At 71.0% G+C, this 26,541-nt stretch carries 19 protein-coding genes; 13 read left to right on the top strand and 6 right to left on the bottom strand.

The window, feature by feature from the left end:
• Positions 1 to 155 precede the first annotated feature (155 nt).
• On the bottom strand, positions 156 to 1,232 hold the full coding sequence (locus ACIQ7D_RS09760; RefSeq protein ID WP_403935607.1) for a LacI family DNA-binding transcriptional regulator: 1,077 nt from the start codon (positions 1,230 to 1,232) through the stop codon (positions 156 to 158).
• 164 nt (positions 1,233 to 1,396) lie between these two features.
• On the opposite strand from ACIQ7D_RS09760, the gene ACIQ7D_RS09765 reads away from it, so the two are divergent.
• The 5 genes from ACIQ7D_RS09765 (at position 1,397) to ACIQ7D_RS09785 (ending at position 8,563) form a co-directional block, all read left to right on the top strand.
• A complete protein-coding gene (locus ACIQ7D_RS09765) occupies positions 1,397 to 2,548 on the top strand; it encodes a Gfo/Idh/MocA family protein (protein WP_403935609.1) in 1,152 nt (383 codons plus the stop codon).
• Entirely contained in the window at positions 2,545 to 3,720 is a 1,176-nt protein-coding gene (locus ACIQ7D_RS09770) for a dihydrodipicolinate synthase family protein (RefSeq protein ID WP_403935611.1), read from the top strand. The genes ACIQ7D_RS09765 and ACIQ7D_RS09770 overlap by 4 nt, the downstream gene beginning before the upstream one ends.
• A 56-nt stretch (positions 3,721 to 3,776) precedes the next feature.
• Positions 3,777 to 4,568, top strand: coding sequence for a sugar phosphate isomerase/epimerase family protein (locus ACIQ7D_RS09775; RefSeq protein WP_403935613.1), 792 nt, complete (start codon positions 3,777 to 3,779; stop codon positions 4,566 to 4,568).
• 281 nt (positions 4,569 to 4,849) lie between these two features.
• Complete coding sequence (locus ACIQ7D_RS09780; protein WP_403935615.1) at positions 4,850 to 7,060, top strand: ATP-dependent RecD-like DNA helicase; 2,211 nt, start codon at positions 4,850 to 4,852, stop codon at positions 7,058 to 7,060.
• A gap of 204 nt (positions 7,061 to 7,264) precedes the next feature.
• Entirely contained in the window at positions 7,265 to 8,563 is a 1,299-nt protein-coding gene (locus ACIQ7D_RS09785; RefSeq protein WP_385007598.1) for a citrate synthase, read from the top strand.
• A gap of 522 nt (positions 8,564 to 9,085) precedes the next feature.
• Here the strand turns inward: ACIQ7D_RS09785 and ACIQ7D_RS09790 are convergent.
• Positions 9,086 to 9,319, bottom strand: coding sequence for a heavy-metal-associated domain-containing protein (locus tag ACIQ7D_RS09790; RefSeq protein WP_403935617.1), 234 nt, complete (start codon positions 9,317 to 9,319; stop codon positions 9,086 to 9,088).
• Positions 9,320 to 9,456: 137 nt separating this feature from the next.
• Positions 9,457 to 10,137, bottom strand: a complete 681-nt coding sequence (locus ACIQ7D_RS09795) for a TetR family transcriptional regulator (RefSeq protein ID WP_403935619.1) — start codon at positions 10,135 to 10,137, stop codon at positions 9,457 to 9,459.
• Between the two features lie 145 nt (positions 10,138 to 10,282).
• On the opposite strand from ACIQ7D_RS09795, the gene ACIQ7D_RS09800 reads away from it, so the two are divergent.
• Complete coding sequence (locus ACIQ7D_RS09800) at positions 10,283 to 12,517, top strand: MMPL family transporter (protein WP_403935621.1); 2,235 nt, start codon at positions 10,283 to 10,285, stop codon at positions 12,515 to 12,517.
• A 264-nt stretch (positions 12,518 to 12,781) separates the two neighbouring features.
• On the opposite strand, the gene ACIQ7D_RS09805 is transcribed toward ACIQ7D_RS09800, so the two are convergent.
• Positions 12,782 to 13,693, bottom strand: coding sequence for a sugar phosphate isomerase/epimerase family protein (locus ACIQ7D_RS09805; protein WP_403935623.1), 912 nt, complete (start codon positions 13,691 to 13,693; stop codon positions 12,782 to 12,784).
• 278 nt (positions 13,694 to 13,971) lie between these two features.
• Here ACIQ7D_RS09805 and iolD point away from each other — a divergent pair, with 278 nt between their 5' ends.
• From iolD to ACIQ7D_RS09840, 7 genes are all read left to right on the top strand, one after another.
• A complete protein-coding gene (gene iolD / locus ACIQ7D_RS09810; protein WP_403935625.1) occupies positions 13,972 to 15,906 on the top strand; it encodes a 3D-(3,5/4)-trihydroxycyclohexane-1,2-dione acylhydrolase (decyclizing) in 1,935 nt (644 codons plus the stop codon).
• 13 nt (positions 15,907 to 15,919) lie between these two features.
• Positions 15,920 to 17,419 (top strand): CoA-acylating methylmalonate-semialdehyde dehydrogenase, encoded by a 1,500-nt coding sequence (gene mmsA, locus ACIQ7D_RS09815; protein WP_403935627.1) that lies wholly within the window; start codon positions 15,920 to 15,922, stop codon positions 17,417 to 17,419.
• 138 nt (positions 17,420 to 17,557) lie between these two features.
• The gene (gene asnB / locus ACIQ7D_RS09820; protein ID WP_403935629.1) at positions 17,558 to 19,408 is read left to right on the top strand and encodes an asparagine synthase (glutamine-hydrolyzing); all 1,851 of its coding nucleotides are present in this window, start codon (positions 17,558 to 17,560) and stop codon (positions 19,406 to 19,408) included.
• Between the two features lie 148 nt (positions 19,409 to 19,556).
• Complete coding sequence (locus tag ACIQ7D_RS09825) at positions 19,557 to 20,594, top strand: dihydroxyacetone kinase subunit DhaK (protein ID WP_403935631.1); 1,038 nt, start codon at positions 19,557 to 19,559, stop codon at positions 20,592 to 20,594.
• A 51-nt stretch (positions 20,595 to 20,645) separates the two neighbouring features.
• Entirely contained in the window at positions 20,646 to 21,368 is a 723-nt protein-coding gene (gene dhaL, locus ACIQ7D_RS09830) for a dihydroxyacetone kinase subunit DhaL (RefSeq protein ID WP_403935633.1), read from the top strand.
• A gap of 203 nt (positions 21,369 to 21,571) precedes the next feature.
• The gene (locus ACIQ7D_RS09835; RefSeq protein WP_403935635.1) at positions 21,572 to 24,202 is read left to right on the top strand and encodes an alpha/beta fold hydrolase; all 2,631 of its coding nucleotides are present in this window, start codon (positions 21,572 to 21,574) and stop codon (positions 24,200 to 24,202) included.
• Positions 24,199 to 25,056, top strand: coding sequence for an ABC transporter permease (locus ACIQ7D_RS09840; protein ID WP_403935637.1), 858 nt, complete (start codon positions 24,199 to 24,201; stop codon positions 25,054 to 25,056). The genes ACIQ7D_RS09835 and ACIQ7D_RS09840 overlap by 4 nt, the downstream gene beginning before the upstream one ends.
• Positions 25,057 to 25,073: 17 nt before the next feature.
• On the opposite strand, the gene ACIQ7D_RS09845 is transcribed toward ACIQ7D_RS09840, so the two are convergent.
• Together ACIQ7D_RS09845 and ACIQ7D_RS09850 are read right to left on the bottom strand one after the other, a co-directional pair.
• Positions 25,074 to 25,799 carry a helix-turn-helix transcriptional regulator gene (locus tag ACIQ7D_RS09845; RefSeq protein WP_403935639.1) on the bottom strand — a complete coding sequence of 242 codons (726 nt, stop codon included), beginning with the start codon at positions 25,797 to 25,799 and terminating at the stop codon, positions 25,074 to 25,076.
• Between the two features lie 210 nt (positions 25,800 to 26,009).
• A complete protein-coding gene (locus ACIQ7D_RS09850) occupies positions 26,010 to 26,444 on the bottom strand; it encodes a protein-tyrosine phosphatase family protein (RefSeq protein ID WP_403936082.1) in 435 nt (144 codons plus the stop codon).
• Between the last annotated feature and the right edge of the window lie 97 nt (positions 26,445 to 26,541).

A 26,541-nucleotide genomic window follows, 5' to 3' on the forward strand; every position in this document is an offset into this window, starting at 1 on the left:
CGCCATACCTTTGACTGAGTCAACGGTAGGGCGGGTCGTCGACGCCTGGCAAGGCCCTCCCGGCGCTTTGGCGTCCACACGCCAACCGGCCCCCGTCACTCGCCCGCCATGCCCGGGCGCACAGGCGAGCCCGACCCCGCGCCCCCGCCCGCCTCTCAGGCCGACCGTGGTGGCGCCGTCGACGCCCGCGCCATCAGCTCCGCCGCGATCGTCGCGATTCCGCCCGGCGGAGGCGTCTCCGTCCCCATCGCCAGCCGGCCCGCCCGCGCCCCCGCCTCGTGCAGCGGCAGCCGTACGGTTGTCAGCGCCGGCGTCGCGTCCACCGAGAACGGCAGGTCGTCGAAGCCCGCCACCGAGATGTCCTGCGGGATCCGCAGCCCCCGCTCGCGCACGGCCGCGCACGCGCCCAGCGCCACCGTGTCGTTCGCCGCGACCACCGCAGTCAGATCCGGCGCGCGCCGCAGCAGCTCCAGCGTCGCCTCGTACCCCGACCGGCGGGTGTACGGGCCGTGCACCGTCAGTGGATCCCGCGCACCGCCACCGCTCCCGCCGGCCCCCGCGGCCTCCAGCGCCGCCCGGTGCCCCTCCAGCCGGTGCCGGGTCGTCGTCCGCTCCGCCGGCCCGGCGACGTAACCGATCCTGCGGTGCCCGAGCGCCAGCAGATGTTCCGTCAGCCGCCGTCCACCGCCCCGGTTGTCGAAGGCCAGCGAGGCGACGGTCGAGTCACCGCCCGGCAGGGGCGGCCGTCCGCACAGCACCACTCGGGTTCCCGCGTCCGCGAGTTTCGCCAGTTTCGTGGTCATCGCGGCGATGTGCTCGGGGTCTTCGAGCGCTCCGCCGGTGAGGACGACCGCCGCGGCGCGCTGGCGCTGGAGCAGGGTCAGATACGTCAGTTCACGCTCGGGGGACCCGCCGGTGTTGCAGACGACGGCCAGCTTCTCGCCGCCCGCGCGCCCGGCCCCCTCCTGGCCGCCGATCTCGGTCTGCGCCGCCCCCGCCATGATCCCGAAGAACGGGTCCGCGATGTCGTTGACGAGGATGCCCACCAGGTCGGAGGTGGCGGCGGCGAGCGAGCTGGCGGGGCCGTTCAGTACGTAGTCCAGGTCGTCCACCGCCCGCAGCACGCGCTCCCTGGTGGCGGCGGCGACCGGGTAGTTGCCGTTCAGCACGCGCGAGACGGTGGCGGGTGACACCCGGGCGCGGGCCGCCACATCCGCCAGGGTGACTGTCATCGCTTTCCTCCGAGGGGGGGTACGGGTGAGTTCGGGCGGTGATCGGGCCGGGCTCTTGTCCGGACCGCTGTCGCAGGCTAGCTTCTTACCTCATAGAAAGCGCTTGCTACGGCCATACGGCCATATCGCTCGCCACGGCTGCCACGGCCCTATGGAGGAACTTCGTGACACGCAGGACAGTGCGGATCGCCATGAACGGCGTCACCGGGCGGATGGGGTACCGACAGCACCTGTTGCGCTCCATCCTCGCCCTCCGTGAACAGGGCGGACTCGACCTCGGGGGCGGCGAGACACTCTGGCCCGAGCCCGTCCTCATCGGCCGCAGGGAACACGCCCTCAGGGAGATCGCCGAACAGCACGGCCTCACGGAGTGGTCGACCGATCTCGACGCCGTTCTCGCGGACGAGACCATCGACATCTACTTCGACGCCCAGGTCACCTCCGCCCGCGTGGAGGCCATCAAGAAGGCGATCGACGCGGGCAAGCACATCTACACCGAGAAGCCGACCGCGACCGACCTCGAAGGCGCCCTGGAGCTGGCCAGGCTGGCCCGCACCGCCGGGATCAAGCACGGCGTCGTCCAGGACAAGATCTTCCTGCCGGGACTGCTCAAGCTCAAGCGCCTCATCGACGGCGGCTTCTTCGGCGAGATCCTCTCCATCAGGGGAGAGTTCGGCTACTGGGTCTTCGAAGGCGACTGGCAGGACGCCCAGCGGCCCTCCTGGAACTACCGCTCCGAGGACGGCGGCGGCATCACCGTCGACATGTTCCCCCACTGGGAGTACGTCCTGCACGAGCTGTTCGGCCGCGTCGCCAGCGTTCAGGCGCACATCACCACGCACATCCCGCAGCGCTGGGACGAGCACGGCAAGCCGTACGCCGCGACCGCCGACGACGCGGCGTACGGCATCTTCGAACTGGACGGCGGCGCCGTCGCCCAGATCAACTCCTCCTGGACCGTCCGCGTCAACCGCGACGAACTCGTCGAGTTCCAGGTCGACGGCACCCACGGCTCGGCCGTCGCCGGGCTGCGCCGCTGCCGGGTCCAGCACCGCAGCGCCACCCCCAAGCCGGTCTGGAACCCGGACCTCCCCGCCACCGAGTCCTTCCGCGACCAGTGGCAGGAAGTGCCCGACAACGAGGAGTTCGACAACGGGTTCAAGGCACAGTGGGAGCTGTTCCTGCGCCATGTCGTCCTGGACGAGCCCTACCAGTGGGACCTCCTCGCGGGCGCGCGCGGCGTGCAACTCGCGGAGCTGGGGCTCCGTTCCTCGGCCGAGGGCCGTCGTTTCGACGTACCGGAGCTGACGCTGTGACCACGCTCCGCCTTCCTTCCCCCGGCGGCGGATCGCGCGCCTATACGCCCCGCTCGGAACCGGCCCCCTTCGTAGTGGCCGGTACGGCGGGCGGGACGGCCCTCGCCTCCCGCAGGGTCTTCTCCGCCGCCCATGTGGTCGCCGACCCCTACGCCGACATCAGCCCGGACGAACCGGCCGCCGTCGACTGGGACGCCACACTCGCCTTCCGCCGCCACCTCTGGTCGCACGGGCTCGGGGTCGCCGAGGCCATGGACACCGCGCAGCGCGGCATGGGGCTGGACTGGGCGGGCGCGGCCGAGCTGATCCGCCGCTCCGCCGCCGAGGCGAAGGCGGTCGGCGGCCGGATCGCCTGCGGCGTGGGCACCGACCAACTCGCGCCGGGGCCCCGTTCCCTGGACGAGGTCCGAGCCGCGTACGAGGAGCAGTTGACGCTCGTCGAGGACACAGGCTCGCAGGCCATCCTGATGGCGTCCCGCGCCCTCGCCGCCACCGCGACCACCCCCGACGACTATCTGCACCTCTACTCCCACCTGCTGCGCCAGGCGTCGGAACCGGTCGTGCTGCACTGGCTCGGGCCGATGTTCGACCCCGCGCTGGACGGGTACTGGGGCAGCGCCGATCTCGACGCGGCCACCGAAACCTTCCTCCAGGTCATCTCCGAACACCCCGACAAGGTCGACGGCATCAAGATCTCCCTGCTGGACGCCCAGCGCGAGATCGAGCTGCGCCGCCGGCTGCCGAAGGGCGTGCGCTGCTACACGGGCGACGACTTCAACTACCCCGAGCTGATCGCGGGCGACGAGCAGGGTTTCAGCCACGCGCTGCTCGGTATCTTCGACCCGCTGGGGCCGCTCGCGGCTGCGGCCGTACGGGTCCTGGACACCGGTGACACGAAGGGCTTCCGGGAACTCCTCGACCCCACCGTCGAACTGTCCCGTCACCTTTTCCGGACACCGACCCGCTTCTACAAGACCGGTGTGGTCCTCCTCGCCTGGCTGGCAGGCCATCAGGACCACTTCACGATGGTCGGCGGCCTTCAGTCGGCGCGTTCGCTGCCGCACCTCGCGACGGCGTACGAACTGGCCGACGGCCTGGGGCTCTTCCCGGACCCCGCGGTGGCCGCGGCCAGGATGAAATCCCTGCTCGGCGTGGGCGGGGTGGAGCAGTGAGTGGACCATTGAACACATCACCGACAGGCGACCTGACGCGCTTCAGCATCAACCAGATGACCGTCAAACAGCTCGGCCTGCCCGAGCTGACCGAGGCCTGCGTACGCCTCGGAGTACCGGGCGTCGGCCTGTGGCGCGAGCCGGTCCGGGCGTACGGGGTCGAGGCCGCGGCCAAGCTCGTACGGGACGCCGGGCTCGCGGTCACCACGCTCTGCCGCGGCGGCTTCCTCACCGCGGTCGACCCGGCACGGCGTGCCGAGGCCCTGGCCGACAACCGTGCCGCCGTCGACGAGGCGGCGGCCCTGGGCACGGACACCCTGGTGCTGGTCTCCGGCGGCCTCCCCGAGGGCGACAAGGACCTCCACGGGGCGCGTGAACGCATCGCCGACGCCCTGGGGGAGCTGGCGCCGTACGGGGCGGAGCACGGGGTCAGGCTGGCCATCGAGCCGCTGCACCCGATGTTCGCGTCCGACCGCTGTGTGGTCTCCACCCTCGACCAGGCACTCGATCTGGCGGAACGGTTCCCCGCCGACCAGGTCGGGGTGGCCGTGGACACGTACCACATCTGGTGGGACGACCGGGCCCCCGCGGCGGTCGCCCGCGCGGCGGAGCGGATCTTCACCTTCCAGCTCGCCGACTGGACGACACCGCTCCCGGCAGGGGTGCTGAACGGGCGCGGCCAGCTCGGCGACGGCGCCGTCGACCTGCGGGCCTGGCGCGAACGGGTCGACGCCGCGGGCTACTCGGGCCCGATCGAGGTGGAGCTGTTCAACGACGACCTCTGGCAGCGGGACGGCGTCGAACTCCTCACGGAGACCGCGGAGCGGTACGTGCGGCACGCGCTGTAGGCGGCACGCGCTGAAAGAAATAACTCTGCGGAACCGTGCAACCCTTCCGGGGTGACGTGAGTCCTATATGTCATCAGGGCTTTCGGGGGGTAGATCCGGGGGGATCGAAAGCCCTGCTGGAGGGGGAGCGCGTGGGGCCCGGTCCATGGGACCGGGCCCCCTGTAGTGCGCGGGAACCATGGGCGTGGGCCCACCTCGGGGCATCGGCCGCGGGGGCGCCGCGCGGCGTCAGTTGTCCACAGGGCGGTCGCGCTGTCGGAGGTCGGCGGTAGCGTCGGATCATGTCCCAACCCGCAGTGCTCGAAGCCGTACTCGAACGGATCACGTATTCGAACGAGGAGAACGGCTATACGGTCGCCCGCGTCGACACCGGTCGCGGTGGCGACCTCCTCACCGTGGTGGGTTCGCTGCTCGGCGCACAGCCCGGCGAGTCACTGCGGATGGAGGGCCGCTGGGCCTCGCATCCTCAGTACGGCAAACAGTTCATGTGCGAGAACTACACGACGATCCTGCCGGCCACGATCCAGGGCATCCGCCGCTACCTCGGCTCCGGTCTCATCAAGGGGATCGGCCCCGTGTTCGCCGACCGGATCGTCGAGCACTTCGGTCTGGAGACGCTGGACATCATCGAGACGGAGCCCAAGCGGCTCGTCGAGGTCCCGGGCCTCGGCCCCAAGCGGACGAAGTCGATCGCGGCGGCCTGGGAGGAGCAGAAGGCCATCAAGGAGGTCATGGTCTTCCTGCAGGGGGTGGGCGTCTCGACCTCCATCGCCGTCCGCATCTACAAGAAGTACGAGGACGCGTCGATCTCGGTCGTCAGGAACGAGCCGTACCGGCTGGCGGCCGATGTGTGGGGGATCGGCTTCCTGACCGCCGACCGGATCGCCCAGGCCGTCGGTATCCCGCACGACAGCCCGGAGCGCGTCAAGGCGGGCATCCAGTACGCGCTGTCCCAATCCACCGACCAGGGGCACTGCTTCCTGCCCGAGGACCAGCTCATCTCCGACGCGGTGAAGCTGCTCACGGTCGACACGGGCCTGGTCATCGAATGCCTCGCCGAGCTGGCGGCCGAGGACGAGGGGGTCGTACGGGAGAGGGTGCCGGGGCCGGAGGGCGGGGAGGAGGAGATCAGCGCGGTCTATCTGGTGCCCTTCCACCGGGCGGAGCTGTCCCTCTCCGCCCAGGTGCTGCGACTGCTGCGGACCGACAAGGACCGGATGCCGGCCTTCCGGGACGTGGCCTGGGACAAGGCGCTGACCTGGCTGGCCGGGCGTACGGGCGCCGAGCTGGCGCCCGAGCAGCAGCAGGCGGTACGCCTCGCCCTCACGGAGAAGGTCGCCGTCCTGACCGGCGGCCCCGGCTGCGGGAAGTCCTTCACGGTCCGCTCGATCGTGGAGCTGGCGCGGGCGAAGAAGGCCAAGGTGGTGCTGGCGGCGCCCACCGGGCGGGCGGCCAAGCGGCTGGCCGAGCTGACCGGGGCCGAGGCGTCCACGGTCCACCGGCTGCTGGAGCTGCGGCCGGGCGGGGACGCGGCGTACGACAGGGACCGGCCGCTGGACGCCGATCTGGTGGTGGTCGACGAGGCGTCGATGCTGGACCTGCTGCTCGCCAACAAGCTGGTCAAGGCGGTGGCGCCGGGGGCGCATCTGCTGCTGGTGGGGGATGTGGACCAGTTGCCGTCGGTGGGCGCGGGAGAAGTCCTGCGCGATCTGCTCGCCCAGAGCGGCCCCGTACCGAGCGTCAGGCTCACCCGGATCTTCCGGCAGGCGCAGCAGTCGGGGGTGGTCACCAACGCCCACCGGATCAACTCGGGGGCGCACCCCGTCACGGAAGGGCTGTCCGACTTCTTCCTCTTCGTGGAGGAGGAGACGGAGGACGCGGGGCGGGTGACGGTCGATGTGGCGGCGCGCCGGATTCCCGCGAAGTTCGGGCTCGATCCGCGGCGTGACATCCAGGTCCTGGCGCCGATGCACCGGGGCCCGGCCGGCGCGGGCACTCTGAACGGGCTGCTCCAGCAGGCCATCACCCCCGGCAGGCCCGATCTGCCGGAGAAACGGCTGGGCGGCCGGGTCTTCCGTGTCGGCGACAAGGTGACCCAGATCCGCAACAACTACGAGAAGGGGCGGAACGGGGTCTTCAACGGCACGGTCGGCGTGGTCACGTCGCTCAACCAGGAGGACCAGCGGCTGACGGTGCTGACGGACGAGGACGAGGAGGTGCCGTACGACTTCGACGAGCTGGACGAGCTGGCGCACGCGTACGCGGTGACGATCCACCGCTCCCAGGGCAGCGAGTATCCGGCCGTGGTCATTCCGGTCACCACGGGTGCCTGGATGATGCTCCAGCGCAACTTGCTGTACACGGCGGTGACCCGGGCCAAGAAGCTGGTCGTCCTGGTCGGCTCGCGCAAGGCCATAGGCCAGGCGGTACGTACGGTTTCCGCGGGTAGGCGCTTCACCGCCCTCGGTCATCGGCTGGCGGCGCGAGGGTGAGCACCGGGTCGGGCACGCGGCGGACGAGGGCGTCGCGGACTTTCGAAACAGGGGCCAAGGGGGCAGGATGAGCAGGTTGGCGGCACTGAGTGCCGCCAATAGGCCCAATGGTCGACCCCGAGTGCACTCTCCTGAGCCAAATGGGGGATGGTAGAGACAGTCAGGGCACCTCGAAGAAGAGGCACTACGTCGGTGAGGGATGACGTGAGCGAGAAACGCGACAACGCGGTAGTACTGCGGTACGGCGACGGCGAGTACACCTACCCGGTGATCGACAGCACCGTCGGCGATACGGGCTTCGACATCGGGAAGCTTCGTTCTCAGACCGGTCTGGTCACCCTGGACAGCGGCTACGGCAATACCGCCGCCTACAAGTCCGCGATCACCTATCTCGACGGCGAACAGGGCATTCTGCGGTATCGCGGTTACCCGATCGAGCAGTTGGCGGAGCGCTCCAGCTTTGTCGAGGTGGCGTATCTGCTGATCAACGGCGAGCTGCCGACGGTCGACGAGCTGGCCTCCTTCAAGAACGAGATCACCCAGCACACGCTGCTGCACGAGGACGTCAAGCGCTTCTACGACGGTTTCCCGCGTGACGCCCACCCGATGGCGATGCTGTCCTCCGTGGTCAGCGCGCTGTCGACGTTCTACCAGGACAGTCACAACCCGTTCGACGAGAAGCAGCGTCACCTCTCGACGATCCGCCTGCTCGCCAAGCTGCCGACCATCGCGGCGTACGCGTACAAGAAGTCGATCGGGCACCCCTTCGTCTACCCGCGCAACGACCTCGGGTACGTCGAGAACTTCCTGCGCATGACCTTCTCGGTCCCGGCGCAGGAGTACGAGCCCGACCCCGTGGTGGTCGCCGCGCTCGACAAGCTGCTCATCCTGCACGCGGACCACGAGCAGAACTGTTCGACCTCCACCGTGCGGCTGGTCGGCTCGTCGCAGGCGAACATGTTCGCCTCGATCTCCGCCGGCATCAGCGCCCTGTGGGGTCCGCTGCACGGTGGCGCCAACCAGTCGGTGCTGGAGATGCTGGAAGGCATCCAGGCGTCCGGCGGCGATGTCGACACCTTCATCCGCAAGGTGAAGAACAAGGAAGACGGCGTGAAGCTCATGGGCTTCGGGCACCGCGTCTACAAGAACTTCGACCCCCGGGCGAAGATCATCAAGGCGGCGGCGCACGACGTCCTCTCGGCGCTCGGCAAGTCCGACGAGCTGCTGGACATCGCGCTCAAGCTGGAGGAGCACGCGCTGGCCGACGACTACTTCGTCGAGCGCAAGCTGTACCCGAACGTGGACTTCTACACGGGTCTGATCTACCGGGCCATGGGCTTCCCGACCGAGATGTTCACCGTGCTCTTCGCGCTCGGCCGGCTTCCCGGCTGGATCGCCCAGTGGCACGAGATGATCAAGGAGCCCGGTTCGCGGATCGGCCGTCCGCGGCAGATCTACACCGGAGAGGTCCTGCGCGACTTCGTCCCGGTCGAAGGCCGCTGACACCGGATCCCGCACCCGCCCGCGTGCCTGCCGCGCGGCGGCGGCGCCGTACCGGCGCCGGATCCGTACCACGCAGGTGGTGACGCAGGACACAGCGAAAAGCGCCCCGCCGCCGATCCCCCCACGGGTCGGCGAACGGGGCGCTTTCCATATCCCCGGTGCGGATTCCCCCCACGGGATCCGGGCCGGGCGTCTGACGTAACCATCAGTGGTACTCGGGCGGTCGGACCGGGGTACGTACGGGAGGGCCGCTCAAAGCTCCCCGGTGCACGTGCCCCGGCCAATCGCTTGCACGAGACGTCCCCCAAGACATCCCATGCGATCCCATCGAACGTCCCCCAAGACGTTCTTCTGGCATCGTCCTCTTAGACTCGCGAGCAGGCCCGATGGTTACCCCATAATCTATGTGATCTAGATCTCTTTGTGAAGGTCCTGTGGTTCCTGTGAAGGACCTTGGGTGCAGAGAGTTCGCGACCACATAAATGGAGGGTACGCCCAGGTCGGGTTCGGTGTGTGGCCGGATCAGACCTGACCGGTCAGTTCGTACCCCGCCTCGTCGACGGCGGCGCGTACGGCGGCCTCGCCCAGCGGCGCTCCGGACACCACGGTGACCTGTCCCGTGGCGGCCGTGGCCTGGACCGAGATGACGCCCTCGATCCCGGAGATCTCGTCGGTCACGGCCCCCTCGCAGTGTCCGCAGGTCATGCCGGTGACCTGGTAGACGGTGGTGACCTGGCTCTTCGTCTCTGCGGTCATGACGTTCTCCTCTTCGAGGGCTCGGGTGCGGCGGTCCATGGCGGGCCGGGGTGCGTGGGCAGCACGGCTCCCTGACCCGTTCCTGAACTGTACCCCTAGGGGGTATGAAAGCGAACCCTTGGCCGTGCTGGGCCCGCTCAGCCGGCCGACGTCGGCGCGTCCGCACGGCAGGGGAGGCCGCTCTCCTCGGCGAGCGGCTGTACATAGCGGAAGAGGACCCTCTTCAGCTCGGTCGTGTACGCGTCCCGCTCGTCGGGCTCGGCGGCCAGGATCAGGGTCAGGCCCGCCTTGAACACGGTGAAGAGCATGTGTGCGATCCGGGCGGTCTCGACCCTAGGTGTGCCGGGGAGGTAGTCGCCGAGGATGTCCTCGACGCGGGCGAGCATCGAGGAGTGCAGGGCGTCGTGCTCCCGGGTGACCTGGCCCGGGATGTCGGAGCCGTGCATCAGCACCGCGAAGGCCGGGTTCTCGCGGTTGAACTGGATCAGCGGGTCGACGACGGCGTCCATCAGTCGGTCGAGCGGCAGGTCGAGGTGGTCCGGCATCAGGGCCTGACCGTAAGTTTCGCGCCAGCGCGCCAGGAGCTGGTCGCCCAGCTCGACGGCGATCGCCTCCTTGTTCGGGAAGAACTGGTAGAGCGTGCCGGGTGACACCCCGGCCTCCCGGGCGATGGAGTTGGTGCTCGCGGCGGTGTAGCCGGTGGCGCAGAAGACGCGGGCCGCCGCCTCCAGGAGCTGGGCGACGCGGCGCTCGCCGCGGGCCTGTCGGCGGCGTGGTCTGTCCGGTCCGGGAGTTGGGCCCGGGGTCGGCTCCGGCATGGCAATCCACAGCCTTCCTGGAATCGTTTGACAAACACGAGTGGTGACTCGCATTCTTGGTCAATGCGAGCGATGACTCGTGTTTGCCAATTCTATGGCAACGGCTGACCCGCGCCACGGGTCACGGTGAAGGGGACACCGCACCATGTCCGAAGTCAACACTGGCCCGCGTCCGGGAGGCTGGACCAGGTTGGTCACCGCACGACCACGGCTCTCGCTGCTGGTCGCGCTGGTGATAACGGCCCTGGCCGTGGTCGCCGGCAGCGGAGTCGCCGACCGGCTGAGCAACGGGGGCTGGGAGGACCCGACCGCGGAGTCCACCTACGCCACCAAGGCCCTGGAGCGGGAATTCCCCGCCTCCCAGCCCAACCTGCTGCTCCTGGTCGACAGCGGAAGCCGGAGCGTCGACGACCCCGCCGTGGCCGCGGCGGCCAAGCGGCTCACCGACCGCTTCGCGGCCGAGAAGGGAATCGTCGGCGTCGGCTCCTACTGGCGGACCGGATCCCCCGCGCTGCGCTCCGAGGACAGCCGCGAAGCGCTGATCGCGGCGAGGATCGAGGGCGACGAGACCAACGCCTTCAAGGTCCTGGACCGGATCGCGCCGGAGTACCGCGGTGAGCAGGGGGCGCTGAAGGTCTCCATCGGCGGGCCCGTCGCCGTGCGGAGCGAGATGCAGAGCACCATCCAGGAGGACCTGCTGCGGGCCGAGCTGATCGCCCTGCCGGTGACGCTCGTCCTGCTGGTCATGGTCTTCGGCAGCGCGGTCGCCGCCCTGCTGCCCCTGGGCCTGGGCGTTGTCGCCATCCTCGGGACGAACGCGGTACTGCGCGGGCTCACCGAACTCACCGAGGTCTCGGTCTTCGCCCAGAACCTCACCACGGCCCTCGGGCTCGGACTGGCCATCGACTACGCCCTGTTCATCGTCCGCAGATTCCGCGAGGAGCTGGCGGACGGCGCGGAGGTACGGGACGCCGTGGGCACCACGCTGCGGACCGCCGGCCGTACGGTGCTGTTCTCGGCGCTGACCGTGGCCGTGGCCCTGGCCGCCATGATGGTCTTCCCCCAGCATTTCCTGCGCTCCTTCGCCTACGCGGGCATCGCGGTCGTCCTCCTGGCCGCTGCCGCCGCCCTCGTCCTGCTGCCCGCGGCACTGATGCTGCTGGGGCACCGGGTCAACGCCCTCGATCTGCGGAAGGCGCTGCGCCGCGGGCGCGCCGCGACGGAGCCGGAGAAGAAGGGCGAGGAGCCAGGGGCCGGCTGGGCGCGGACGGCCGCGGTGGTGATGCGGCGGGCCCCGTTCTTCGCCGTCGCCACGGCCACCGGGCTGATCCTGCTCGGACTGCCCTTCCTGGGAGTCAAGTTCGGCACCGCCGACCACCGTCAGCTGCCGCCGGGCGCCGACTCCCGGGTGGTCCAGGAGGACATCCAGGCCGGCTTCCCCGGCAGCCCCGGCGGCGGTCTGGAAGTGCTGGCGGAAGGCGCCGCCACCCCCGCCGAGTACGCCGACTACCGCGACCGGATAGCGGCCCTGCCCGGCGTGACACGGGTCGACGGACCGGTCCCCTCCTCCTCCGGCGAACACGCGTACTTCGCGGTGACGCCCAAGGGGCAAGCGGTGGGGGAGAACGCCCAGCGGCTCGTGAAGGACATCCGTGCCGAGCCGGCCCCTTTCGACACCTCGGTCACCGGCATCGCCGGCGTCCTGGTCGACTCGAAGGCCGCCATAGCCGACCGGCTGCCCTGGGCCCTGGCCATCATCGTGCTGGTGACCCTGCTCCTGGTCTTCATGCTCACCGGCAGTGTGCTGATACCGATTCAGGCGGTCGTCCTCAACGCCCTCAGCCTCACGGCGATGTTCGGGGCGACGATCTGGGTCTTCCAGGACGGCCATCTGTCAGGACTGCTCGGCTTCACCGCCACCGGCGACATCGAGACGAGCCTGCCCGTCCTGATGTTCTGCGTCGCCTTCGGGCTTTCCATGGACTACGGAGTCTTCCTGCTCTCCCGGATCAAGGAGGAGTACGACCACAGCGGAGACCATGAGCACGCGGTGGCGTTCGGGCTGCGCCGCACCGGAGGGCTGATCACCGCCGCCGCTGTGATCCTCGCGGTGGTCATGGTGGCGATAGGCACCTCACGGGTCGCCAACACCAAGATGCTGGGCCTCGGTCTCGCGCTGGCCGTCCTGATGGACGCGATGGTGGTGCGCAGCCTGCTGGTGCCCGCGGTGATGAAGCTGACGGGCAAGGCCACCTGGTGGGCGCCGGGACCGCTGCGCCGCTTCCATGAGCGGTTCGGGCTGAGCGAGGGGGAGTCGCGGCCGCCCGCCGAAGGACCGGCGGAACCGCCCGTCCGCGACCGGGACACCGCGGGCGTCTGAGGGGAGGGGAAGGGCGCGGAGCCGCCGCTCCCGGCCCCGCGGGAGGCCGCGAGCGGCGTACCGGGCCTGGTCGGCAGCGGCACCCCGGCTCGCCCTGGCACCCCGGCTCGCCCTGGCGCCCCGGCTCGTCCCGGCGCCCCGGGTCCCCGGCGCCCCGGCTCGCTCCGGCGCGGCTGCCGTACCGGGGCGGGGCACCGACCCCGGGCCGACCCGGGCCGGGCCGGCCGCCGTACCGGTCTGCGGCCGGTCCGGCATGTCGCCGGGTCAGGCGCCGCAGCTCCTGAGGAACCGGCGGGTGCGGGTGGCGATCGGCAGCGGCTTGTCGGGCGGGCACGGGTACATGTCCTGCTCGACGATGGCGAAGAGTTCGACGTCCAGCCGCTGGGCCGCCGCCAGGACCGGCTCCAGCGCGGGCACCCCGGCCGGTGGCTCGCACATCACGCCGCGCCCGACGGCCGGTCCGAACGGCACCTCGTTCGCGACGACATCCGCGAGGATCTCCGGATCCACCTGCTTGAGATGGAGGTAGCCGATCCGCTCGCCGTACGTCTCGATCAGCTTGACGCTGTCGCCGCCGCAGTACGCGTAGTGCCCGGTGTCCAGACAGAGCGAGACCAGACCGGGGTCGGTCGCGTCGAGGAAACGGCTCACGTTCTCCTCGCTGTCGATATGCGTGTCGGCGTGCGGGTGGACGACGATCTTCAGGCCGTAGCGGTCCTGGACCTCGCGGCCGAGCCGTTCGGTCTGGGTGGTCAGATCGCGCCACTGCTGCGGTGTGAGAGTCCGGTCCTCCAGCACTTCGCCGGTCTTGTCGTCCCGCCAGAACGACGGGATGACCACGAGATGGTCCGCGCCCATCGCCCGGGTGAGCGCGGCGATGTCGGCGACATGCGCCCAGGTCTTCTCCCAGACCGCCGGGCCGTGGTGCAGCCCGGTGAAGACGGTCCCGGCCGAGACCTTCAGCCCGCGTCGCGCGGTCTCCTCGCTCAGCCGGTCGGGATCGGACGGGAGGTATCCGTACGGGCCCAGCTCGATCCATTCGTAGCCGGCTTCGGCCACCTCGTCGAGGAAACGCCGCCAGGGCACCTGCTGCGGATCGTCGGGAAACCACACCCCCCAGGAGTCGGGGGCGGACCCGACTCGGATGCGACTCAACGTGGGTACGGAGGAGGTCATACCGGTCAGCTTTCAGCCCGTACGGAAAGAGTGTCAAGCCCTTGGTCCGAATGTAAAGACAAAACATTGACATGGTCCCGGAGGACCGTTAGACCTTGCTGTGACCGCCTCCGGTGCGGAAGCCCGCCTCGCTTTGGCAGGAGCGGGGCGCGAGCGAAGTTCCCCGCTCGTCACGGCCCCGTGCCGGAGGTTCGGGTCGCCCCGCCCGACCGTGCCCTGTATGACTTCACTGTGACCGATGCCCGACTGCCGCTGCGCGGAGCCCAGGAGGACGCCCGATGAGCAGCCGTACGACCGGCCGTACGAGCGGTCGCGCACGTGGGCGCCCGAGCACCGCAACCCGTACCCGCAGGCGCACCGTCGCCCAGGCGCTGGTCGGTTTCCTGGCCCGGCAGTACACCGAGCGGGACGGCCGGAGGCAGCGTCTGATCGGCGCCACATGGGGCATCTTCGGGCACGGCAACGTGGCGGGTATCGGCCAAGCCCTTGTCGAGTCCTCCGAGGACATGAGGTACTTGCAGGGACGGAACGAACAGTCCATGGTCCACGCGGCCGTGGGGTACGCGCGCCAGAGCAACCGCCTCTCCGCCCAGGCCGTGACCACCTCCATCGGCCCCGGCGCCACCAACCTCGTCACCGGCGCGGCACTCGCCACCATCAACCGTCTCCCCGTCCTGCTGCTGCCCGGCGACACCTTCGCCACCCGCCCCGCCGACCCCGTCCTCCAGCAGCTCGAAGCCCCCTCCGCCGGGGATGTCTCCGTCAACGACGCCCTGCGTCCCGTCTCCGTCCACTTCGACCGGATCACCCGCCCCGAAGCGCTCGTTCCGGCCGCGCTCGCCGCGATGCGGGTGCTCAGCGACCCGGCCGAGACCGGCGCCGTCACCCTCGCGCTGCCCCAGGACGTCCAGGTGGAGGCGTACGACTGGCCGGAGGAGTTCTTCGCCGAGCGGGTCTGGCGGGTCCGCCGCCGGCCGCCCGACCCGGACGAACTCGCCGACGCCGTACGGCTCGTCCGGGAAGCGCGCCGTCCCCTGCTCGTCGCGGGCGGCGGGGTCCACCACAGCGCGGCCGAGGAGACGCTGGCCGAGTTCGCCGATGCGACCGGCATCCCCGTCGCCTCCACCCAGGCGGGCAAGGGGTCGCTCCGCCACGACCACCCCTGCGACATCGGCGGGATCGGCCACACGGGCACCGCCACCGCCGACGAACTGGCGGCGGCGGCCGACCTGGTGATCGGTGTCGGCACCCGCTGGACCGACTTCTCCACCGCCTCCGCCACCCTCTTCCAGAACCCCGACGTCCGCTTCCTCAACCTCAACATCACCGGCTTCGACGCCCACAAGCTCGCCGCGCACCCGCTGGTCGCGGACGCCCGTACCGCCGTGCGGCAGCTCACCGCCGAACTGGCAGGACACCGGGTCGAACCGGCGTACGCCGCCGAGTACAGCGGGGCCAAGAAGCGCTGGGAGCGGCGTGTCGAGGCCGCGTTCACCACAGGCGAGGACGGCGGACGCCCCACCCAGGCCCAGGTCCTCGGGGCCCTCGACGCCCTCGTCACCGGCGAGGACATCGTCATCAACGCGGCGGGATCGCTCCCCGGCGATCTCCACAAGCTGTGGCGGGCGCGTTCGCACGACCAGTACCACGTCGAGTACGGCTACTCCTGCATGGGATACGAGATCCCTGCGGCCATCGGCGTCCAGCTCGCGGCGCCCGGCCGGCCGGTCTGGGCGCTGGTCGGCGACGGCACCTATCTGATGAGCCCCACCGAGATGGTCACGGCGGTCCAGGAAGGGCTGCCCATCAAGGTCGTGATCCTCCAGAACCACGGCTACGCCTCCATCGGCGGCCTCTCCGAGACGGTCGGCGGGGAGCGCTTCGGCACCGCGTACCGTTTCCGGGCCGCCGACGCCACGTACACCGGCGCCCCGCTCCCCGTGGACCTCGCGGCCAACGCGGCCTCCCTCGGCATGCGGCTGATCCGTGCCGGGACCCTCGGTGACCTGCGCGAAGCCCTGGCCGAGGCGCGCGCCGCCGACGTCCCCACATGTGTCTACGTGGAGACCGGAACGGCAGACACAGTGTCGGGAGTCCCACCGGCCCAGGCGTGGTGGGATGTTCCGGTGGCCGAGACCGCGACCCGCATCGCCGCGGTCGAGGCCCGCGAGGAGTACGACCGCCACGCAGCGACCCGCCGCCGCCATCTGTGAAGGAGCGGAACACATGAAGACCGTCAGCCATTGGATCGGTGGCAAGAGCGTCGAGGGCATGTCCGGCGACTGGGGTCCGGTCACGGACCCGGCGACCGGCGCCGCCACCACCCAGGTCGCGCTCGCCTCCGCCGAGGAGGTCGCCGCCGCGGTCGCCGCCGCCAAGGCCGCGTACGCCACCTGGGGAACCTCCTCCCTCGCCCAGCGCACGGCGATCCTCTTCCGCTACCGCGCCCTCCTCGACGCCCGCCGCGACGACATCGCCGCGCTGATCACCGCAGAGCACGGCAAGGTGCACTCGGACGCGCTCGGCGAGGTGGCGCGCGGACTGGAGATCGTCGAGCTGGCCTGCGGGATCACCACCCAGCTCAAGGGCGAACTCTCCACCCAGGTCTCCAGCCGGGTCGATGTCGCCGCCATCCGCCAGCCGCTCGGGGTCGTCGCGGGCATCACACCCTTCAACTTCCCGGCGATGGTGCCGATGTGGATGTTCCCGCTCGCGATCGCCTGCGGCAACACCTTCGTCCTCAAGCCCAGCGAGAAGGACCCGTCGGCCGCCGTCCTCCTGGCGGAGCTGGCGGCCGAGGCGGGGCTGCCCGACGGCGTGCTCAACGTCGTGCACGGCGACAAGGTGGCCGTCGACGCCCTGCTCGCGCACCCGGACGTCGCGGCGGTCTCCTTCGTCGGCTCCACCCCGATCGCCCGCTACATCCACGCCACGGCCTCCGCCAACGGCAAGCGCGTCCAGGCGCTCGGCGGCGCCAAGAACCACATGCTGGTCCTGCCCGACGCCGATCTGGACGCCGCCGCGGACGCGGCCGTCTCGGCGGCGTACGGCTCGGCCGGTGAGCGCTGCATGGCGATCTCGGCGGTCGTCGCGGTCGGTGCGATCGGGGACGACCTGGTCGCCAGGATCCGCGAGCGCGCCGAGAAGATCACCATCGGCCCCGGCACCGACCCGGCCTCCGAGATGGGTCCCCTCATCACCAGGGCGCACCGCGACAAGGTCGCGGGCTATGTGACGGGAGCCGCGGCCCAGGGCGCCGAAGTCGTCCTGGACGGCACGGGATACACGGTGGAGGGGTACGAGGACGGGCACTGGATCGGCCTGTCCCTGCTGGACAAGGTCTCCACCGACTCGGACGCCTACCGCGACGAGATCTTCGGCCCGGTTCTCGTCGTGCTCCGCGCGGAGACGTACGAGGAGGGTGTCGCCCTGATCAACAGCTCGCCGTTCGGCAACGGCACGGCCATCTTCACCCGCGACGGCGGCGCCGCCCGCCGCTTCCAGTTGGAGATCGAGGCCGGCATGGTCGGGGTGAACGTGCCGATCCCGGTGCCCGTCGGATACCACTCCTTCGGGGGCTGGAAGGACTCGCTCTTCGGCGACCACCACATCTACGGCAACGACGGCGTGCACTTCTACACGCGCGGCAAGGTCGTCACGACACGCTGGCCCGACCCTGCCGACGCCCCGACCGGCGTGGACCTGGGCTTCCCCCGTAACCACTGATCCGCCTTCACTTGTCAGTGGCGGTCGGCCGTAACTCCTCGGCGCGCGGCTTCGTTGGATGACTGCGGCCCGTACGGCGTTCCTCGCCGTACGGGCCGCGGTCGTTTTTCACGGTGCGCGGAGCAGGAGGACACACCCATGTGTGGCATCACCGGCTGGGTCTCCTTCGACCGCGATCCGGTCGGCGCGGCCGGCGCGGCCGACACCCTGGACGCGATGACGGAGACGATGTCCTGCCGGGGCCCCGACGACCGCGGCACCTGGGCCGAGGGCCCCGCCGCCCTCGGCCACCGCCGGCTCGCCGTCATCGACCTGCCCGGCGGGCGCCAGCCGATGACGCTGACGACACCGCAGGGCACCATCGCGCTCGTCTACTCCGGCGAGACGTACAACTACACCGAGCTGCGCGCGGAACTGACCGGCCGCGGCCACCGGTTCACCACCGACTCCGACACCGAGGTCGTGCTCCACGGCTATCTGGAGTGGGGCGAGGAGCTGGCCGGACGCCTCAACGGCATGTACGCCTTCGCGATCTGGGACGGCCGCCGGCGCAAGCTGGTGATGATCCGCGACCGTATGGGCATCAAGCCCTTCTACTACGCCCCCACCCCCCACGGCGTGCTCTTCGGCTCCGAGCCCAAGGCGATCCTCGCCCACCCGCTCGCCCGCGCCCGTGTCCGCCTCGACGGGCTGCGCGAACTCTTCGCCTTCGTCAAGACACCCGGTCACGCCGTCTGGGACGGGATGTACGAGGTCGCGCCCGGCACCCTGGTGACCGTGGCGGCGAGCGGGCTGCGACGCCACGTCTACTGGTCCCTGGAGACCCGCCCGCACACCGACGACCGCGGCACGGCGGTGGCCCGCGTACGGACGCTCCTCGACGACATCGTGCGCCGCCAGCTCGTCGCCGACGTACCGCGCTGCACCCTCCTGTCCGGCGGACTCGACTCCTCCGCCATGACGGGGATCGCCGCGCGTCAGCTCGGGGAGACCGGGGAGACCGTACGCAGCTTCTCCGTCGACTTCACCGGCCGTACGGAGCACTTCGTGGCCGACGCGTTCCGCACCACGCCCGACACGCCGTTCGTCCACGACGTCGTACGCGAGGCGCGCACGGAGCACCAGGACATCGTCCTCGACTCGCTCGCCCTCGCCGACCCGGCGGTCCGGGCCCGCATGATCAGGGCCAGGGACCTGCCCATGGGCTTCGGCGACATGGACTCCTCCCTCTACCTCCTCTTCCAGGCGATCCGGGAGCGCTCGACGGTCGCGCTCTCCGGCGAGTCCGCCGACGAGGTCTTCGGCGGCTACCCCCAGTTCTTCGACGAGGCGGCCAGGAAGGCCGACATGTTCCCGTGGCTGGTGCGCTTCGGCGAACACTTCGGGGAGGACACCGGCGTGCTGCGCCCCGAGGTCAACGCGGCCCTCGGTCTGGAGTCGTTCACCCGGGACAGTTATGCCACGGCCGTGGCCGGCATCGAACGCGCGCCCGGTGAGAGCGACTTCGAGTACCGGATGCGGAAGATCTGCCATCTGCATCTGACGCGCTTCGTACAGATCCTGCTGGACCGCAAGGACCGCGCGAGCATGGCGGTCGGCCTGGAGGTCAGGGTGCCCTTCTGCGACCACCGGCTCGTCGAGTACGTGTACAACACACCCTGGTCGCTGAAGTCCTTCGACGGGCGGGAGAAGAGCCTGCTGCGGGAGGCGACCGCCGATGTACTGCCGAAGTCGGTGTACGAGCGCGAGAAGAGCCCGTATCCCAGCACCCAGGATCCGAAGTACGCCGTGGCCCTCCAGGACCAGGTCAGGGATCTGCTGGCCGAGCCGTCGCACCGAGTCTTCGACCTGGTGGACAGGGAACGTGTACGGCGTACCGCCGAGCGGGAGACGCCGCAGGTTACGACGGCGAGTCGGCGCGGGCTGGAACGGACGCTGGACCTGGCGCTGTGGCTGGACCTCTACCACCCGGAGATCAGGCTCACCTGAGCGGCTGTCAGGACGCATGCCGCTGTGGCCCGGTGGGTCCGCAACCCTGTGCCCGCTGTCCCCCTGTGGTGTTCGATGACGGCCCAAAAAGGATGATAACGATAGGAAAGGTGATATACAGGCTAATCCAGAGAGCTCAGGACCTCATATGCCCCGATACTTCGCCGACTCCCCGGAGTCGCTCGTCCCCGACGCGCTCAAGGGGTTCGCCGCCGCCCACGCCGACCTGGTCGAGCACCACCCCGAGCACGGCTACTTCCGCACCCGCCGCACCGCCACCCCGACCCCCACGACGGCCACCCCGGCCGCCGCGGGCCGCCGCGTCGGCCTGGTCTCCGGCGGCGGCTCCGGCCACGAACCGCTGCACGCCGGGTTCCTCGGCGCCGGCCTGCTGGACGCCGTATGCCCGGGACAGATCTTCGCCTCCCCGCACAACCGGCAGATCTTCGAGGCCAGCCGTGCGGTCGCGGGCAGCGACGGTGTCCTGCACATCGTCAAGAACTACACCGGCGACCGGATCAACTTCGGGATCGCCGCCGAACGCCTCGCCCACGAGAACATCCGCTGCGCCCGCGTTCTCGTGGACGACGACCTCGCGACCGACTCCGCGGACATCGCCGTCGGACGGCGCGGCACCGGCGCCACCCTCATCGTCGAGAAGATCCTCGGCGCCGCCGCCGACGAGAGCCGCGGACTCGACGAACTGGCGGCCCTGGGCACCGACCTGTCCGGCCGTACGCGCAGCCTCGCCGTCGCCACCGCCGCGCACACCGCGCCCGCCTCCGGCGCGCCCGCCTTCGAACTGCCCCGGGACGTCCTCGAATTCGGCGTCGGTATCCACGGCGAACGGGCCGGCGGGACCGCCCCGCACCCACCGCTCACCGAACTCGTCGCGCTCATGACCGACCGGCTGCTCGCCGCGCTGCCCCACGGAACACCCGGCCGCCGCCGCGTACTGGCCCTGGTCAACGGGCTCGGCGGGGTCACCTCCCTGGAGCTGTACGGCATCAGACACGCGCTCGGCGGGGCGCTGAAGAACCGCGGCGTCACCCTGGACCGCTCGCTGACCGGCACCTTCGTCAGCGCGCTCGACATGCGGGGCTTCTCGCTCTCCCTGCTCGCGACCGACGACGAGACGCTACGGCTCTGGGACGCCCCGGCCAGAACCGCGTCCTGGCCGCGCTGACCCCTCCCTTCCTCCTTCCCCCGCCGACCAGAAGCAGGAGCCCTTTCCGCGATGTCATCCCAGAACCTGACCCCCGCGCCCGTCCCCTCCGCCCCCACCCCCAAGGGCCTCACCTACGAGGACACCACCGGCTGGCTCCACCGCTTCGGCGCTGCCGCGAGAGCCGTCGAGGGCGAGCTGACGGAACTGGACCAGCGGGCCGGGGACGGCGACTTCGGCGCCAACCTCGTCTCCGGCATGGACGGCGTACGGGACGCGCTCGCCGCGCCGACGAGCGGCCCACGCACCCCGGCGGCGCCGCTCGCCACCGCCGCACGGGTCTTCCTCGACCACGTCGGCGGCACGAGCGGCCCGCTCTTCGGCCTGCTCTTCCAGGAACTGGCCGCCGCGGTCGCCGCCGCCGACGGGGCCCCCGGCACCGCCGAACTCGCGGCGGGTACGGCGGCGGGAGCCGCGGCCGTCCAGCGCGTCGGAGAGGCCGAGGTGGGGGACAAGACGATGGTCGACGCCCTGGTCCCCGCGGCCGAGGCGCTCACCCGGGCGCTGCTGGCGGACCCCACGGGCGGCGATCCGGTACGGGCGCTCCACAGCGCGGCGGTGGCCGCCCACCACGGCGCCCGCGCCACCAGCGCCCTGCGCGCCCGGCGCGGCCGCGCCAGCTACACGGGCGACCACTCCCGCGGCATCCCCGACCCGGGCGCCCTCGCCGTGGCCCTGCTCTTCGCCTCGGCGTCGTCCCAGCCGACCACCCTGGACCAGCTCCCCGACGCGTGAGCCGACGCCTGAGCCGACGCCTGAGCCTTCGCCTGAGCCGACGGGGAGCCGGCGGCGCCCTCCCGTTCCGTTCCGCCCCCGTTCGCGGCGGTGTGCGGTACCGCGTCCGCTGTACGGCGGCGGTCCCGCGTACGACCCGAGGAGGTCTCCGGTTCCGACCGGCGGCAGCCCGGACGGCTCCGGGCGCCGATTAGGGTTCAAGGATGGAGACCCGAACCCCCCGCCGGTTCCGGCCACGGGCCCGCTGGCTCGCGGGACTGGCCGCCGCGGCCGTGCTCGTCGGAGCCGGCACCTGGACCGCCGTCGCCTCGGACGAGAACCCGGCCGTGCACCGTGAGGATCAGGTGCTGGACATGCCGGGCGCCCGGATCGACACCTCGTACTTCACCGCGGGCAGCGGCCGCAAACCCGCCGTGCTCATCGGGCACGGCTTCGGCGGCAGCAAGAACGACGTACGCGCCCAGGCCGAGAAGCTGGCACGCGACGGCTACGCGGTGCTGACCTGGTCGGCCCGCGGCTTCGGGAAGTCCACCGGTGACATCGGGCTCAACGACCCTGACCACGAGGTCAAGGACGTCTCCCGGATGATCGACTGGCTCGCCGGACGCCCCGAGGTCGAACTCGACGCGAAGGGCGACCCCCGCGTCGGTGTGACCGGTGCCTCGTACGGCGGGGCCATCTCGCTGCTCGCCGCCGGGTACGACCAGCGCGTCGACGCGATCGCCCCGCAGATCACCTACTGGAACCTGGCCGACGCCCTCTTCCCCGACGGCGTCCTCAAGAAGCTCTGGGCCGGGATCTTCATCTCCAACGGCGGCGGCTGCTCCAGCTTCGAGAAGGAGCTGTGCGAGATGTACGAGCGGGTCGCCGTGGCCGGGAAACCGGACGCCGACGCCCGCAAGCTGCTGGAGGAGCGCAGCCCCTCCGCCGTCGGGGACCGGATCGACGTACCCGCGCTGATCGTGCAGGGCCAGACCGACTCCCTCTTCCCGCTCGACCACGCCGACGCCATGGCGCAGCGGATCAGCGCGAACGGCGCGCCCGTCGACGTCGACTGGATGGCCGGCGGCCATGACGGCGGCAACCCGGAGGCCGAGCGGGTCCAGGGCCGCGTCTCCGCCTGGTTCGACCGCTATCTCAAGGACGACAAGGGCGCGGACACCGGGCCCGCCTTCCGCGTCAGCCGGACCGGTGGAGTGGACTCCGCCAACGGTCAGGTCAGCCTGCGCGGTGCGACCGGCGACCGCTACCCGGGCCTGGCCAACGACACCACCTCCGTTCCGCTGACCGGCGACGCGCAGACCTTCACCAACCCGGCCGGCGGCAGCCCGCCCGCCATCTCCGCCGTGCCGGGACTGGGCGCCGGGCTCTCCCAGCTCTCCTCGTTCGGCGTCGGAATCGCCCTCGACTTCCCCGGCCAGCACGCCCGCTTCGACTCGGCGCCGCTCGACCGCTCGCTGCGGATCACCGGGCAGCCGACCGTCAAGGCGACCGTCACCTCCTCCAACGGCGAGGCGGTCCTCTTCGCCAAGGTGTACGACGTGGGCCCCGACGGCGCCAGCCAGGTGCTGCCCTCGCAACTCGTCGCGCCCGTACGGGTCGAGGATGTCGCCAAGGGCCGGACCGTGGAGCTGAGACTGCCCGCGGTCGACCATCAGATCGTCCCCGGGCACCGGCTGCGGGTCGTGGTCGCCGCCACCGACCTCGGCTACGCCTCACCGGTCGCCCCGGCCACGTACAAGGTCGCCGTGGACGGCCCGCTGACCGTGCCCACCGTTCCCGGGCTCACCGCCGGGTCCACCGCACTGCCGTGGTGGACCTGGGGGCTCCCGGTCATCGGCGTACTGATCGCGGGCGCGCTGCTGCTCACCGCACGCCGCCGCACCTCGGCGCCGGAGCCGGACCCCGCGCTCGCCGAGGTGCCGCTCCAGATCACCGATCTGTCCAAGCGGTACGCCAACTCCAGTGAGCGGTACGCGGTCCGCGATCTCTCCTTCGCGGTCGAGAAGGGCCAGGTCCTCGGTCTGCTCGGGCCGAACGGCGCGGGTAAGACCACCACACTGCGCATGCTGATGGGGCTGATCTCCCCGGACGCCGGGGAGATCCGGGTCTTCGGGCACGCGATCCGGCCGGGCGCCCCGGTGCTTTCCCGGGTCGGCGCGTTCGTCGAGGGCGCGGGCTTCCTGCCGCATCTGTCGGGCCGCGAGAACCTGGAGCTGTACTGGCGGGCCACCGGCCGCCCCACCGAGGACTCCCACATGGAGGAGGCCCTGGAGATCGCCGGGCTCGGCGACGCGCTCGCCCGCGCCGTACGCACCTACTCGCAGGGCATGCGGCAGCGCCTCGCCATCGCCCAGGCGATGCTCGGTATGCCGGATCTGCTGATCCTGGACGAACCGACCAACGGGCTCGACCCGCCCCAGATCCGCGAGATGCGCGACGTGATGATCCGGTACGCGGCCGGCGGCAGGACCGTCATCGTCTCCAGCCATCTCCTCTCCGAGGTCGAACAGTCCTGCACGCATCTCGTGGTCATGCACCGGGGGCAGCTCGTGCAGGCCGGAGCGGTCGCCGAGATCACCGGTGCGGGGGACACCCTGCTCGTCACCACCGCCGAGCCGGTCCCGGAACCGGTCGTCGACAAGGTCGCCGCGCTGGCGGGCGTCGGCTCGGCCGTCCGTACGGACGACGGGCTGCTCGTACAGCTCGACGGCGCGTCCACCACCACGCTGATCACCGAGCTGGTCCGGCTGGACGTCCCCCTGACGGGCGTCGGGCCGCACCGCCGCCTGGAGGACGCGTTCCTCACCCTGATCTCCGGAGGCTCCGCATGAGCGCGCTGACCGAAACGGCCCCCGGCTACCGGGCCGGGCGCACGCTGCCCCTGCGGGTCGAGGCGCTGCGGCAGCTCAAGCGCCGGCGCACGCTGGCCATGGGTCTCATCCTGGGGCTCCTTCCCTTCGTGCTGATCGTGGCCTTCGCGGTCGGGGGGACTCCGGACGGCGGGCGGGACGGCCGGGTGACCCTGATGGACACCGCGACCGCGTCCGGTGCCAACTTCGCGGCGACCTGTCTCTTTGTCTCGGCGGGCTTTCTGCTGGTCGTGCCCGTCGCGCTGTTCCATGGGGACACCGTGGCGTCCGAGGCGAGCTGGTCGTCGCTGCGCTATCTGCTCGCGGCGCCCGTGCCACGGTCGCGTCTGCTGTGGAGCAAGCTGACCGTCGCGCTCGGGATGAGCGCCGCGGCGATGCTGCTGCTGCCGCTGGTGGCGCTGGCGGCGGGTACGGCGGCGTACGGCTGGGGCCCGCTCCAGCTGCCGACCGGTGGTTCCCTCTCCACGGCGGAGACGCTGCCGAGGCTGGTCGTGATCATCGCGTTCATCTTCGTCTCCCAACTGGTCACGGCGGGGCTCGCCTTCTGGCTGTCGACCAAGACCGACGCCCCGCTGGGCGCGGTCGGCGGCGCGGTCGGGCTGACGATCGTCGGCAATGTGCTGGACGCGGTGACCGCGCTCGGTTCCTGGCGGGAGTTCCTGCCGGCGCACTGGCAGTTCGCCTGGGCGGACGCGGTCCAGCCGCAGTTGGAGTGGGGCGGCATGGCGAAGGGCGCGGCCGTCTCCTTCACGTACGCCGTGGTGCTGTTCGCGCTGGCCTTCCGGACCTTCTCCCGTAAGGACATCGTGTCGTAGGTGCCGTGCAGTCCCTGTCAGATCCACCCCCTTCGAGCCGCTTCCGCGCCCGCCCGGAAGCGGCTCGTCGTGCCGAGGGCTGCGAGCAGGTCGCCCACCCGGCGGCTGTACGTCCGGCTCGACATACCGAGGCGCGTCGCCGCCGTCTCGTCCGTCATCCCGGCGACCAGAGCCTCCAGCACCGGACGTAACGACCCCGGCAGGCCGCCCGGTGTGGGCAGCGCCTCCGTCGGCAGCTCCTCGCCCGTCTCCCACCAGATCTCATGCGTACGGACCAGGGCCTGGACGACCACCGGATCCCGGATCAGCAGCAGCCCGTGGTAGTGGAGTTGAAGGTCGAGAGGGACCGCGGCGACCGAGCGGTCCACCAGGATCATCGTGAACGGGATGGAGTCCGTCCGCCTCGCTTCGCCGGGGAACTGGTGGGGCAGGGGATGCTCCAGCCCCACCAGCCCGTGCCGGGGAACGATCCGGCGGACCCCGACCGACGGGCGGCCCCTGCGGCCCCTGCGGCCGGAACCGCCCTCCGGCCAGCCCTGCTCACCCGCCGCGCGCACGCAGGCGCCCGTGAAGTCGAGGAAGTGCTCGGGCACGCACTGCCCCAGACAGCTCCCGGGGTCGTCGAAGATGAGCAGTTCACGACGGGCCGAACGGACCAGTGCGGTGAGGGTGGCCGTCACCTCCCGCACGCCACGGATCGGCCGGCCCGGCGGATGAGGCGTGTCGTCCGATTCCTCCCGCATCGCACCCACCGACAGCGTCGACCTGTTGAGCACAGAACCAGAAACGTCCGACACGGCTGACCACCCCCGCCATCCCCTCGGAGCCGTACGCCACTCCATGTACGCACATCATTGCGCACTGTGACAAGTGCAGTTCAGAGAGTGGCGAATCCATGCCAGAGGTTCAAAAGGCGTCGACTTTTCACCGAGTTGGTGATCGGGGCGTGCCGCTCAGCCGAACTTCGCCACGTAACGGCGCTGCCAGGGCGTCTCGACGGCGTGCCGGGAGTAGTGCCGTCGTACGTACGCGACCGCCTCGCCCGGCGGTACCCCGTCGAGCACGGCGAGGCAGGCGAGCGCCGTGCCGGTCCGTCCCCGTCCGCCCCCGCAGGCGATCTCGACCCGCTCGGTGCCGGAACGTTCCAGCGCCTCCCTGAGCGCTTCCGCGGTGGCCTCGCGATCGGTCGGCAGCCGGAAGTCGGGCCAGCGCAGCCAGCGGTTCTCCCAGACCACACTGGGCGGTCTGCGCCCCAGCAGATAGAGCGCGAAGGTCGGTGGCGGGCCCTCCGGCATCGGGTGGCGCAGCCCCCGGCCGCGGATGAGCCGTCCCGAGGGGAGACACAGGATTCCGGAGGCTGTCGACTCCCAGGGTTTGTACGGTGTCATGGTCACGCCGGTCAGGGTAGCCCCGTGACCGGCGCGGGGAACGGGCCCCGGACGAGTGCTGTCCGCGGCCCGTTCGTACGGCCCGTTCGCGCGGCCG

Origin of the sequence: Streptomyces sp. NPDC096310 (genome assembly GCF_044763125.1) — a bacterium.
In the GTDB taxonomy this organism is placed as follows: domain Bacteria; phylum Actinomycetota; class Actinomycetes; order Streptomycetales; family Streptomycetaceae; genus Streptomyces.